Source organism: Streptomyces sp. NPDC037126 (genome assembly GCF_055605965.1).
In genome coordinates this window covers 363,519-375,547 of the sequence record NZ_JBVJTD010000003.1, presented here as the reverse complement: position 1 = coordinate 375,547, position 12,029 = coordinate 363,519, and the positions used below count along the sequence as shown (strand labels likewise).

Sequence of the window (12,029 nt, the reverse complement as noted above, 5' to 3'; positions counted from 1 at the left end):
GCGGGCGGGTCAGCTCTGGTGGGACTGGTAGTGCGCCACCGCGTCGGAGGTGCGGCCGGCGCCGTAGACCCGGAGGAACTCGGCCAGTTCGGGGTGGGACGGGGCGAGGCTGTCCGCGGCCTCGATGATGTCGCCCGCCGCGGCCACCGAGCGCAGCAGGGACTGGATCTCGCGGACCACCCGCTTGACCGTGGGCGCGCCCGAACTGTTCGTCGTGTGCGTGGTGTTGCTGAGCACGGAGCCCCCCTGCGACTTCTTGATCTCGTCCATGCGCTCGGTCGCCTCGGCGGCGCTGACGCTGCCGTCCGCGACCAGGGCCGCCAGCTCCTGCAGCAGCTGCACCCGCTGGACCACCGCGGGATTGCCGATCTTCGCCCGCTGGCCGCTCATCAGCTGCGAGAGCATCGGAGCGGACAGCCCCAGGACCGCCGCGAGACGGGCCTGGTTGAGCCCGAGATCGTCGATGAGCTTACGGAAGAGCGCCCCCAACGGCTCCCCGTACCAGTTCCGCTGCAGCTCCCGCGCTCTCGCGGTGGCTTCCTGCTGTGCGGCGTCCATTGCGTCTCCCCATCGCTTCCCCTGAAATACCGCGGTTCGCTGTAGCGAACCACGTCGAGCATCTTACGGAGAGTGGTCATCCGCGGGGACCCCCAATCTTTTTGCGGGATACGGGGGGTGACCCGGTACTCTGGTCTGCGGCGCCCGCCGGGACGTGGTTCCTCCGGCCGGACGTTCCCCTTTGGGGCCTTAGCTCAGTTGGTAGAGCGCCGTCTTTGCATGGCGGATGTCAGGGGTTCGACTCCCCTAGGCTCCACAGAACAGACCCCTCCGACCTGCGGAAACGCGGTGGGAGGGGTCTTTTTCGCGCTACGGCCCTCCCGCGCCACCGGTCAGGGGGCCACGGGCCCGGGTTCGGGCAGGACGGCGCGGGCCGCCGCGCGGTGCCGGGCGGCCCCGGCCGGGTCCGTCCCGTCCAGCACGGTCGCGATTCCCTCGTGGGCCAGCGCCTCCTGGTGCCGGTTGCCCAGCCTCGGGGCCAGCTCCAGCGCCTCCCGGTGCAGCCGCAGGGCATCTTCCGGCAGGCCCGCGAGCAGGCAGGTCCCGGCATAGCCGTTGAGGAAATGGATCTTCCAGTGCTCCTCGAACAGCTCGTCGAGAAGCGCGAACGCCTCCCGATGGCTCTCCAGCGCCTCCTCGTAACGGCCCATCTGCCGCAGCGCGACGCCCAGGCAGTTCAGGCACCACGCCTGGTTGTTCAGGTGCCCGTCGTCGCGGGCCAGCTCCAGGGCCCGGCGCAGCTGCCCGGCCGCCTCGTCGGACTCCTCCCGGGCGAGGGCCAGGCCGAGCGTGATCCGGGCCGTCAGACCGGGCGGCCACGCCGGGTCGGTGTGCGGAAGGTCCAGCACCTCCCGGGCCCGCCGCGCCGCCTCCTGCCGGTGTCCCAGCTGGAGCATCGTCCAGGCCTCCGACGCGGTCGCGTGGGCCGTGCCCGCGGGGCAGCCGGCCCGCTCGTACAGCTTCCCGGCCAGCCGGAAGAGTGCGAGGGGTTCCTCGGAGTGCCCCGCGTCCCAGCTCAGATAGCCGCGGCGCAGGGCCAGCTCGGCCTCCGCCCGCGTGTCCTTTGCCCGGGACAGCCGGGCCCCGGCCGCCTCGTACGCGGCGGCGGCCTCCGCCGTCCGGCCCGCGTTGTAGCGCGCGAAGCCCAGGTCGCTGTGCGCCTCGGCCAGCTGCACGGGATCGCCCAGGCGCTCGGCGGCGGCCAGCGACCGCTCGAAGAGGAAGTTGAGGTGGGTCGTACCGCACCGCCGCGCGAAGTAGGCCCGCAGGAACCGCGGCAGCTCGCACACGTGCGCATCGGCGCCCAGGGCGGCCGCCGTCTCGAAGGCCGCCATCAGGTTCGCGTACTCCGCGACGAACCAGGCGAAGGCCGCGTTCTTGTCCGGGAAGGGCGGCAGCGCGGCCGGGGCGGGGCCCGCGGAGGCGGGACGGCCGGGCGACAGGAACGGCATCGCGGCGTCGGCGGCGGCCGCGGCGTGCACGTAGTAGTCGAGCACGCGGCCCAGGGCCCGCTCCCGCTCCGCCGCCGGGTCCTGCTCGGCCCCCGCCCGCCGGGCGTGCTGGTGCACCAGGTCGTGCAGCCGGTAGCGGTCCGCCGTCGGCTGCTGCACGAGGTGGGCGTCGAGGAGGTCCTCCAGCATCGCCCGGGCGCTGTCCAGCGGCACCTCGGCCAGCGCCGCCACCACGTACTCGTCGAAGGTCGCCCCGGGCAGCAGGCCGAGCATCCGGAACAGGCGGGCCTGGGACCGGTTCAGCTGCCGGACCGACATCGCGAACGCCGCTCCGAACGCGGCGTCGAACTCGTTCGTGCCCTGTGCCATCCGCTCGGCCAGGATGCCCACCGTCCAGCCCGGCCGGTGCCGCAGCCGCGCCCCGGCCAGCCGCAGGGCCAGCGGCAGACGACCGCACAGCCGCAGCACCTCGGCGGCCGACCCCGGATCGCGGGCCAGCCTGCCGCCGGGGCCGCCCGGGTCGCCGCTGGCACGGGCCAGCAGCTCGGCGCTCTCCTCCTCGCTCAGCACGTCGAGCGAGACCGGGGGCACCTCGTCCAGGCCGAGCAGCCGGGTGCGACTGGTGACCAGGGCGACGGAGGGGCCGGCGCCGGGCAGCAGCGGGCGCACCTGCTCGGCGTCGGCGGCGTTGTCGAGGACCACGACCACCCGCCGGTGGGCCAGCTCCGACCGCCAGCAGGCGGCCAGCTGCTCCAGGCCCTCCTGCGGGACCCGTTCGGAGGGGACGTCGAGCGCGGCGAGCAGCATCCGCAGCGCGGAGTCCGGGTCGAGCGGTGGCCGGCCCTCCGTGAACCCGTGCAGGTCCACATAGAGCCGGCCGTCCGGGAAGCCGGGGGCGAGCCGGTGCGCCGCGTGCACCGCCAGACAGGTCTTGCCGACGCCCGCCATGCCGTCGACCGAGACCGCCCGGTGGCTGTCGAGCGCGGCGAACACGGCGGCGAGCCGCTCCTCGCGCCCGGTGAAGTCGGGCACGTCCCGCGGCAGGTCGTTGCGGGGCAGCGGCCGTCCCTGACGGCTGCTCTTCGGGGGCGCGGGCAACGGGTCCGAGGCCCGTTCCCACAGGGGCCGCAGGGGGCGCGGGTCGCGCTTGACGAGGCGGCAGAGGGCGATCACCGCGGGCCAGGGCGGCACGGTCTGCCCGTTGAGGTAGCGCGAGAGCGACGAGGAGCTGAGGCCGGCGTCCCGCGCCAGGGCCCGTACACCGAGCCCGGACAGCTCCTGCAGCAGCCGCAGCCGGGCGGCCAGCTCGTCCTGCGGCGCGTTCTTCGCCGTTCCTGTCTGTCCGTCCACCGTTCCCCCGCCTTCCCCGTCCCGCTCCGGCAGAAGTCTTCCGACCCAACTCACCACTGGTCAAGGCATGTTCAGGTGTCCCACGGTGTCCCATCGCCGTGGCCGCCACGGGCGTGCCGGGCTGTCATGGAGTCACGCCCCGGGGGAAACGGGGCACCGACCCACAAGAGGAGCCGACCGACATGCAGTCACGTATGCAGAACCCCGCCGTCGTCCTGTCCGACGCGATGCAGCCCGTCCAGCAGCTCTTCAAGGCCGTGCACTCCGCCGGGGTGGACGAGCAGACGCTGGAGCTGGTGCATCTGCGGGTCAGCCAGATCAACGGCTGCAGCGCCTGCGTCGACGCCGGGGCCAAGACGGCCCGCAAGGCGGGCGTGAACGACGAGCGGCTGGCCACCGTCGCCGCCTGGAGGGAGACCCCGTACTTCACCGACGAGGAGCGGGCGGCCCTCGCACTGGCCGAGGCCGCGACACGGCTGGCCGACCGTCCCGACCCCGTGACCGACGAGGTCTGGGACACCGCCGCCACCTACTTCGACGAGAAGGAGCTGGCCGCGATCGTCCTGATGATCGGCGTCACCAACCTGTTCAACCGTCTCAACGCCACGACCCGGCAGATCGCCGGCGCCTGGGGCTGACCGGCGCCGCAACCGACGACATCCGCAGAAACCGGGAGGAGACCCACGGTGAAGGACGCGCACGGGACCGCCGGGACCGGCCTGGCCGCCGGCCCGCAGGACGGGGGGTTCACGGCCGAGGAGCGCGCCGGCAAGGCGGCGCAGGACGAGGCCGCCGTGCTGGAGAAGATCGCCGGGATGCGGGACCTGGACCGGGCCATGGCCGAACGGCTGCACGCCGTGATCAGGGCGAGCGCGCCGGACCTCGCCCCCAAGCTCTGGTACGGCATGCCGGCCTACGCCGAGGACGGAAAGATCGTCTGCTTCTTCCAGAGCGCGCAGAAGTTCGGCTCGCGCTACGCGACGCTCGGCTTCAGCGACCGGGCGAACCTCGACGAGGGCGGCATGTGGCCCGCCTCCTACGCCCTCAAGGAGCTGACGGCCACCGAGGAGGCGAGGATCGCCGCGCTCGTGAGGAAGGCGGTGAGCTGAGTTCCCGGGAGGCCCGCCGGTGCTCCGGACGAGGTTTCACGTGAAACGGGCCGCGGGCCGGGGGATACCCACCCACCCGGTCCACGGCCCGTTCGGCGCCTGTGCGGAACAGGACCGCCTCACTCCTCCTCGTCCCGGTCGACGGAGTCCTCCTCGGCCTGCTTCGCCTGGACCTCCGGGTCCAGCACCGAGGTGCCACTGCCGTCCACCGAACCCAGCCGGCCCGTCTCGGGAACCTCCGTCGCGGCCGGCGGCTCGACCAGCCAGTCGGGGTTGGCCTGCTTGTCCCACCACTTCCAGGCCGCGAAGGCACCGCCCGCCAGCAAGGTCGCGAACGCGAGCAACTTCGCGGCCCGGCCGGCGCGGCACCTGCGCTGATTCCTCCGGGCCAGCTTCTGAATGTCCTTCGCCGAGACATTGCCGCGCAGCGCGGCCAGGGCGGCGGCGCCCCGCGCGGTGGCCTCGTCCGCCACCGGGGCGGCCGCGGCCACCGCCTGCTCGATCCTCGGACGCGAATACTCGGCCGCCTGCCGGGCAGCCTTGCGCGTGCGGACGGCGGCCTCGTCCACCATCGGCGGCACATGGGTGCGGGCCTGTTCCAGGCGCGGGGCGAGCCGGGCGTCGTACTGCACACGGGCCTGCTCAGCGGCCTGCGACACGACGGGCGCCAGCCGTACGCGTGCCTCTTGCGCGTAGTACGCGGCACGCTCCTTGGCCGTGTCGGCGTAGGGCGCCACCACTTCCGCGGCGTGCAGCACGCTGTCCTTCGCCGAGCCGGTCGCGGCGCGCACGCTGTCGATGCGGGTCACGGGTTCCTCCTCCTCGGTGGCGTACGGTAATTCGACTTTCCACCCTTTTACGGATCATGCCTGCCGACGGCCTGCTCGGCATGCGAGGGCGGGCATATGGGTGCCGATCGCTCTTCCCGCTCGATTCCGGGCAACAGGAGCTTGTCGACGACACTGCCACGAATCGCCGCCCCGCGCTGCCCTCCAGGCGGAACTCATGCCGACGGGCTCCGCGGGGGGCCGTCCGTGCGAGGATCGGAGAATCACAGGAAGACAACGGAAGGCACATCGTGGCTGAGCAGCTTTACGCCACCCTGAAGACCAACCACGGCGACATCGAGGTTCAGCTGTTCCCGAACCACGCGCCTGTCACGGTCAAGAACTTCGTCGAGCTGGCTCAGGGCGAGCGCGAGTGGACGCACCCCGGCACGGGTGAGAAGAGCACCAACCGGCTCTACGACGGCACGGTCTTCCACCGCGTCATCAGCGGCTTCATGATCCAGGGCGGCGACCCGCTGGGCACCGGCATCGGCGGCCCGGGCTACAAGTTCGAGGACGAGTTCCACCCGGACCTGTCCTTCAGCAAGCCCTACCTGCTGGCCATGGCCAACGCCGGCCCGGGCACCAACGGCTCGCAGTTCTTCATCACCGTCTCCCCCACGACCTGGCTGACCCGCAAGCACACCATCTTCGGCGAGGTCACCGACCCGGCCAGCCAGAAGGTCGTCGACGCCATCGCGGGCGTGGCCACCGGCCGCAACGACCGCCCGGCCAAGGACGTCGTCATCGAGTCGGTCGTCGTCGAGACCCGCCAGGGCTGAGACCGCCGCCCGATGGGCCGTCCGCGGGAGACCGGCTCCGCCGGAACGTCCCGTCGGGAACCAAACGCCCCGCTGGTCCGTAAGGATGAGCGGGGCGGGGTATTTGCCGGGGGAGTGCCACGACGACCAAGGGGATCTGATGGAGCAGGCCGCAAGCAGCGCGCAGGACGCCCGGAGCCTGCCCGTGTGCTACCGGCACCCGGACCGCGAGACCGGCGTGCGCTGCACCCGCTGCGAACGCCCCATCTGCCCCGAGTGCATGGTCAGCGCCTCCGTCGGCTTCCAGTGCCCCGACTGCGTCCGGGGCGCCTCCGGCTCCGGCTCCGGACCCGCTCCCCGGGCGACCCGGCCGCGCACGGTCGCCGGCGGCACCATGACGGCCGACCCCCGGCTGCTCACCAAGGTGCTCATCGGCGTCAACCTCGCCGTCTTCCTGCTCCAGCTCTCCGTCGGCGACCGCTTCACCGACCGCTTCGAGCTGATCGGACAGGCCTACACCCCACTGCTGCACGGGGTGCAGGGTGTGGCGGCGGGCCAGTACTACCGCCTCTTCACGGCGATGTTCCTGCACGCCCCCGCCAACTACACCCACATCCTGTTCAACATGCTCAGCCTGTGGTGGATCGGCGGCCCCCTGGAAGCGGCGCTCGGCCGGGCCCGCTATCTCACCCTGTACTTCGTCTCGGGGCTTGCGGGCAGCGCGCTGACCTACTTGATCGCCGAGCCGAACCTGCCCTCGCTCGGCGCCTCCGGAGCGATCTTCGGCCTCTTCGGCGCGACCGGGGTGCTCATGCGCCGGCTCAACTACGACCTGCGCCCGCTCATCGCGCTGCTGGTGGTGAACCTGATCATCACCTTCGCGCCGGGCTTCAACATCGCCTGGGAGGCCCACATCGGCGGCCTGGTCGCGGGTGTCGTCACGGGGTACGCCATGGTGCACGCCCCGCGCCGCAGGCGGGCCCTCGTCCAGTACGGCACCTGTGCGGTCGTGCTGGTGGCGGTGGCCGTTCTCGTCCTGGTCAGGACCACTCAGCTCACCTGATTCCGCTCCGTTTTCCACAGCGGGTGGCGGATCTTGTGCACACTGTGCAGCCTCACGTGTGCCCCCCGCCGCTCGGATGTGTTTTCGCAGGTCGGGCAGGGGGCGAACGGGTGTGTGAGGTCCGGTAGGGCAGTCACACCGGCGTCAACACTCGATGAGTTATCCACAGATCGTAGTGTTTTCCCCAGGGAGGTGTGGAAAGACCTCAAGCCTGTGGATAACTCAGCGGAGAGCCGTGGGCAGAGCTACGGCCGGACGCCTTACTTCCACTGCGTGGAGACACCGAACCCGGCGGCGATGAAGCCGAAACCGACCACGATGTTCCAGTTGTCGAGCGCGTCGATGGGCAGCGAGCCGTCGGTCACATAAAAGACGACGATCCAGGCCAGGCCGATGACGAACATGGCCAGCATGACGGGCGCCACCCAGGAACGGCTGTTCAGCTTGATCGCCTGTGCCTGCTTCGCCGGGGGCGGCGTGAAGTCGGCCTTCTTGCGGATACGTGACTTCGGCACGAGGGTCTCTCCTGTCGATGCGCTGCGTGGCCGCGCAGGTAACTGGGTCGGGCTCGGGCAGCGTACAAGGGGCCGGCATGACGTCTCTGTGTGCTCCCCCGGGCGTCCGTTAGCGTAGTGCTTCCGTGGCGCCGAAGGAGATAAGGGTACGTTGAGCAATTCTGCCGACTCCCCCGGGACGGGAGCAACGGGCTCCGGCCCCGGCCGTAGGCTGCGCTTCCGGCCGGTGCGGATCCTCACCGCCGCCGTCTTCGCCCTCGCGGGGCTCATCTTCTTCACCAGCTTCGACACGGCGAAGGGCACCGACATCCGCCAGGACGGCTCCCTGCTGAAGCTGTCCGACCTGATCCAGCAGCGCAGCCGCAAGAACAAGGACCTGGACGAGTCCAACGCCTCCTTGCGCGACGGCGTCGAGTCCCTGGCGGAGAGCGACGACGGCAGCACCAAGGCCCAGGACCGGCGGCTGACCGGGCTGGAGAGCAGCGCGGGCACCCAGCGCCTCACCGGCAGGGCCGTCACGGTCACCCTGAACGACGCCCCGCCCAACGCCACCGCCAAGCTCCCCGGCTACCCCGAGCCGCAGCCCGACTACCTGGTCATCCACCAGCAGGACCTGCAGGCCGTGGTGAACGCCCTGTGGCAGGGCGGCGCCAAGGGGATCAAGGTCATGGACCAGCGGCTGATCTCCACCAGCGCGGTGCGCTGCGTGGGCAACACCCTGATCCTCCAGGGCCGCGTCTACTCACCGCCGTACAAGATCACGGCGATCGGGGACCCGGACCGGCTCCAGCAGGCGCTCGCGGCGAGCAAGGCGATCCAGACCTACATGGTCTACGTGAACGTCTACGGCCTGGGCTGGAAAGTCACCGACGACGGGACGGTGACTCTTCCCGGCTACTCGGGCACAGTGGATCTGCACTACGCGAAGCCCGTGCAGTAGCCGTCCGTCCAGGAGCCGCCGGTGCGCCTGATCGTCAGGACCGTCAGCGAACTGTGCATCACCGTGGGCAGCCTGATCGTGCTCTTCGTCGGCTACCTGCTGTTCTGGACGGGTGTACGGGCCGACGGCGCGATGAGCGACCAGATCGACCAGCTGCACCGGCAGTGGTCCACGGGAAGCGTGCCGACCGCGGCGGGCCCGCGCGGTGCCTCGGCCACCGTCGCGAAGCCGTCGCCGTACCACTACGGCGGCCCCTTCGCGATCATGTACATCCCGCGGCTCGGTTTCACGTGGAACAAGCCCGTGCTGGAGGGCACCGGCCGGGACGTGCTGGCGAAGGGCCTCGCCCACTACGCGGGCACCGCGCAGCTCGGCCAGGAGGGCAATTTCGCGGTGGCCGGGCACCGGCGGACGTACGGCGACCCGTTCAAGGACTTCCCGAAGCTGCGGCCGGGTGACGCGGTCGTGCTCACGGACGGAACGACATGGTTCACGTATCGGATCGACAAAGGGCCTTACAAAACAGTTCCGACCGACGTTGAGGTGATCGACGCTGTGCCACGTAAGTCCGGGTACGCGCGCCCGGGCCGGTATCTGACGCTGACCACGTGCGATCCGGAATGGGGGCACAGTCACCGGCTGATCGTCTGGGCGCATCTGGATTCCACACAGCCTGTGGAGGCAGGCGAACCGGGGGCTCTGCGCCGTTAGTCTGGTGACGTACGGCGTGGGTCTGGTGCCGTAGGGATACGGAAGGGACGGCATGTACGGCTGGATCTGGCGGCATCTGCCGGGAAACGTATGGATGAAGGCGCTGGTCTCCCTCGTCCTGGTCCTGGCCGTGATCTACATCCTCTTCCAGTACGTCTTCCCGTGGGCCGAACCGCTGCTGCCCTTCAACGATGTGACGGTGGACAACCAGTGAGTGCGCGGATTCTCGTCGTCGACAACTACGACAGCTTCGTCTTCAACCTCGTCCAGTACCTGTACCAGCTGGGTGCCGAGTGCGAGGTGCTGCGCAACGACGAGGTGTCGACCGCGCACGCCCAGGACGGATTCGACGGCGTGCTGCTCTCGCCCGGGCCGGGGACGCCGGAGGAGGCGGGCGTCTGCGTGGACATGGTCCGCCACTGCGCGGCCACCGGGGTGCCGGTCTTCGGCGTCTGCCTGGGCATGCAGTCCATGCAGGTGGCGTACGGCGGTGTGGTGGACCGGGCGCCCGAGCTGCTGCACGGCAAGACCTCGCCCGTCGAGCACGAGGGCCGGGGCGTCTTCGCCGGTCTGCCCTCCCCCTTCACGGCGACCCGCTACCACTCCCTGGCCGCCGAGCCGGCGACGGTCCCGGCCGAGCTGGAGGTGACCGCCCGCACGCACGACGGCATCATCATGGGCCTGCGGCACCGCGAACTCCCGGTCGAGGGCGTGCAGTTCCACCCGGAGTCGGTGCTGACGGAGCACGGGCACCGGATGCTCGCCAACTGGCTGGTGGAGTGCGGCGACCAGGGTGCCGTGGCGAGGTCGGCGGGGCTCGCCCCGGTGGTGGGCAGGTCCACGGCGTGACCGCCCTGCGCCCCGAGCGCGAGGACTTGTACGGCGGCGAGAGCCCGTACGAGTCCCACGCCGGTGCGCCCTACGACGGTGGCGGGCCTTCGCGGGCGGCCGACATGACCGCGCCGCTGCCGCCCGTCGACGACGAGACGATGGCGCTGCGGATTCCCGACCCGGCGGCGGGCCCGGAGAGCGGCGCCACACGGGCCTCTGGGGCCCCGTCAGCCTCCGCAGCCACCGGACCCGCGTCCGGCGGCCGGGCGGCCCGCAGAAAGGCGGCCAAGCGCCGCGGCGGGCGTCATGGCGGGGGGCGGGAGACGACCGGCTCACCGGTGCGGCGCGACCCGCAGCGGCCGCTGTCCCGGGTGGAGGCCCGGCGCCAGGCGCGGCTGGCGAGACCGAGCCCGGCGGTGCTGGCGAGCCGCGCCATCGGCGAGGTGTTCATCACCACCGGTGTGCTCATGCTGCTGTTCGTCACCTACCAGCTGTGGTGGACCAACGTCCGCGCGCACGCGCAGGCGGGCAGCGAGACCCATCAGCTCCAGGACGACTGGGCGAACGGCAAGCGCAACCCGGGTGTCTTCGCGCCGGGTCAGGGCTTCGCCATCCTGCACATCCCCAAGCTCGACGTGGTGGCGCCGATCGCGGAGGGCGTCAGCAACGCCAAGGTGCTCGACAAGGGCATGGTCGGGCACTACGGCGAGGGTGCGCTGAAGACGGCGATGCCCGACGCCAGGACCGGCAACTTCGGTCTCGCGGCGCACCGCAACACCCATGGTGAGCCGTTCCGGTACATCAACAGGCTCACGGCCGGCGACGCCGTCGTGGTCGAGACGCAGGACACGTACTTCGTGTACAAGGTGACCTCGATGCTGCCGGTCACCTCGCCGTCCAACACCAGCGTGCTGGACCCCATCCCCAGGGGCTCGGGTTTCACCCGGCCCGGCCGGTACATCACCCTGACCACCTGCACACCGGAGTTCACCAGCAAGTACCGGCTGATCGTCTGGGGCAAGATGGTGGAGGAACGCCCGCGCAGCAAGGGCAAGCCGGACGCGCTCATCGAGTAAGGGCAGAGAAAACGTGGCAGCGACCGCCGACGAGACCGAAGAACACACCGGCGCGTCCGAGCCGGAGCCGGCCGGGACCCGCCGGCGTCCGGGCAGGATCGCGACGGCGGTGAGCGTGTTCGGCGAACTCCTCATCACCGCGGGTGTGTTGCTGGGCCTCTTCGTCGTCTACTCCCTGTGGTGGACGAACGTGATAGCGGACCGCAAGGCGGACGACGAGGCCGACAAGGTCCGCCGGCACTGGGCGCAGGCCACGGACTCCGGTCCCGGCGCGCTGGACACGAAGGACGGCATCGGCTTCCTGCACGTGCCGTCGATGAAGAACGGCACCGTGCTGGTCGAGAAGGGCACGGGCACGGACGTCCTCAACAACGGTGTGGCCGGCTACTACACCGACCCGGTCAAGGCCACGCTTCCCATGACCGGCAAGGACGGCAACTTCGCCCTCGCCGCCCACCGCGACGGCCACGGCGCGAAGTTCCACAACATCGACAAGATCAAGAAGGGTGACCCGATCGTCTTCGAGACCCGGGACGCCTGGTACGTCTACAAGGTCTTCTCGATCCTCCCCGAGACCTCGAAGTTCAACGTCAAGGTGCTCACCTCGGTCCCCAAGGAGTCGGGCGTGAAGAAGCCCGGCCACTACATCACCCTGACGACCTGCACCCCCGTCTACACCTCCCTCTACCGCTACATCGTCTGGGGCGAACTGGTCCGGGTGGAGAAGGTCGACAGCAACCGAACCCCTCCGGCGGAACTGGGCTGAGGGCACGAGGCCGAGGACATGAGCGGGCCCCTGCCGGGAGATTCCGGCAGGGGCCCGCTCATGTGTGCGCG

The 12,029-nt window shown here is 70.8% G+C and carries 14 protein-coding genes and 1 tRNA gene; 11 read left to right on the top strand and 4 right to left on the bottom strand.

All coding sequences use genetic code 11. The features are described 5' to 3' along the window. Window positions 1-9: 9 nt before the first annotated feature. Window positions 10-558, bottom strand: coding sequence for a helix-turn-helix domain-containing protein (locus ACZ7FF_RS10345; protein WP_470811084.1), 549 nt, complete (start codon window positions 556-558; stop codon window positions 10-12). Between the two features lie 183 nt (window positions 559-741). On the opposite strand from ACZ7FF_RS10345, the gene ACZ7FF_RS10340 reads away from it, so the two are divergent. Beyond that, window positions 742-814: transfer RNA gene (locus tag ACZ7FF_RS10340), tRNA-Ala, on the top strand. A 76-nt stretch (window positions 815-890) separates the two neighbouring features. Here ACZ7FF_RS10340 and ACZ7FF_RS10335 read toward each other — a convergent pair. After that, the gene (locus tag ACZ7FF_RS10335) at window positions 891-3,359 is read right to left on the bottom strand and encodes an ATP-binding protein (RefSeq protein WP_470811082.1); all 2,469 of its coding nucleotides are present in this window, start codon (window positions 3,357-3,359) and stop codon (window positions 891-893) included. A gap of 182 nt (window positions 3,360-3,541) precedes the next feature. On the opposite strand from ACZ7FF_RS10335, the gene ACZ7FF_RS10330 reads away from it, so the two are divergent. Further along, a complete protein-coding gene (locus ACZ7FF_RS10330) occupies window positions 3,542-3,997 on the top strand; it encodes a carboxymuconolactone decarboxylase family protein (protein WP_470811080.1) in 456 nt (151 codons plus the stop codon). 81 nt (window positions 3,998-4,078) lie between these two features. Next, window positions 4,079-4,468, top strand: a complete 390-nt coding sequence (locus ACZ7FF_RS10325) for an iron chaperone (protein ID WP_470811455.1) — start codon at window positions 4,079-4,081, stop codon at window positions 4,466-4,468. Window positions 4,469-4,587: 119 nt separating this feature from the next. Here ACZ7FF_RS10325 and ACZ7FF_RS10320 read toward each other — a convergent pair whose 3' ends face one another. Next, window positions 4,588-5,277: a DUF5324 family protein gene (locus ACZ7FF_RS10320; protein WP_470811078.1), complete on the bottom strand. Its 690-nt coding sequence runs from the start codon at window positions 5,275-5,277 to the stop codon at window positions 4,588-4,590. 269 nt (window positions 5,278-5,546) lie between these two features. Here ACZ7FF_RS10320 and ACZ7FF_RS10315 point away from each other — a divergent pair, with 269 nt between their 5' ends. After that, a complete protein-coding gene (locus ACZ7FF_RS10315) occupies window positions 5,547-6,077 on the top strand; it encodes a peptidylprolyl isomerase (protein ID WP_470811076.1) in 531 nt (176 codons plus the stop codon). A 139-nt stretch (window positions 6,078-6,216) separates the two neighbouring features. After that, complete coding sequence (locus tag ACZ7FF_RS10310; RefSeq protein WP_470811074.1) at window positions 6,217-7,119, top strand: rhomboid family intramembrane serine protease; 903 nt, start codon at window positions 6,217-6,219, stop codon at window positions 7,117-7,119. Between the two features lie 260 nt (window positions 7,120-7,379). On the opposite strand, the gene crgA is transcribed toward ACZ7FF_RS10310, so the two are convergent. Then, complete coding sequence (gene crgA, locus ACZ7FF_RS10305; protein WP_470811072.1) at window positions 7,380-7,634, bottom strand: cell division protein CrgA; 255 nt, start codon at window positions 7,632-7,634, stop codon at window positions 7,380-7,382. 151 nt (window positions 7,635-7,785) lie between these two features. Between crgA and ACZ7FF_RS10300 the strand changes: the two genes are divergently transcribed. The 6 genes from ACZ7FF_RS10300 to ACZ7FF_RS10275 are packed head-to-tail and all read left to right on the top strand — an operon-like array spanning window position 7,786 to window position 11,958. Beyond that, window positions 7,786-8,574 carry a DUF881 domain-containing protein gene (locus tag ACZ7FF_RS10300; protein ID WP_470811070.1) on the top strand — a complete coding sequence of 263 codons (789 nt, stop codon included), beginning with the start codon at window positions 7,786-7,788 and terminating at the stop codon, window positions 8,572-8,574. Between the two features lie 21 nt (window positions 8,575-8,595). After that, entirely contained in the window at window positions 8,596-9,285 is a 690-nt protein-coding gene (locus ACZ7FF_RS10295) for a class E sortase (protein ID WP_470811068.1), read from the top strand. Window positions 9,286-9,337: 52 nt separating this feature from the next. Continuing rightward, window positions 9,338-9,499 carry a hypothetical protein gene (locus tag ACZ7FF_RS10290; RefSeq protein ID WP_470811066.1) on the top strand — a complete coding sequence of 54 codons (162 nt, stop codon included), beginning with the start codon at window positions 9,338-9,340 and terminating at the stop codon, window positions 9,497-9,499. Next, window positions 9,496-10,134, top strand: a complete 639-nt coding sequence (locus tag ACZ7FF_RS10285) for an aminodeoxychorismate/anthranilate synthase component II (RefSeq protein ID WP_470811064.1) — start codon at window positions 9,496-9,498, stop codon at window positions 10,132-10,134. The genes ACZ7FF_RS10290 and ACZ7FF_RS10285 overlap by 4 nt, the downstream gene beginning before the upstream one ends. Next, window positions 10,131-11,192: a class E sortase gene (locus ACZ7FF_RS10280; RefSeq protein ID WP_470811062.1), complete on the top strand. Its 1,062-nt coding sequence runs from the start codon at window positions 10,131-10,133 to the stop codon at window positions 11,190-11,192. Before ACZ7FF_RS10285 ends, ACZ7FF_RS10280 begins: the two co-directional genes overlap by 4 nt. Window positions 11,193-11,205: 13 nt before the next feature. After that, window positions 11,206-11,958 (top strand): class E sortase, encoded by a 753-nt coding sequence (locus ACZ7FF_RS10275; protein WP_470811060.1) that lies wholly within the window; start codon window positions 11,206-11,208, stop codon window positions 11,956-11,958. Window positions 11,959-12,029 lie beyond the last annotated feature (71 nt).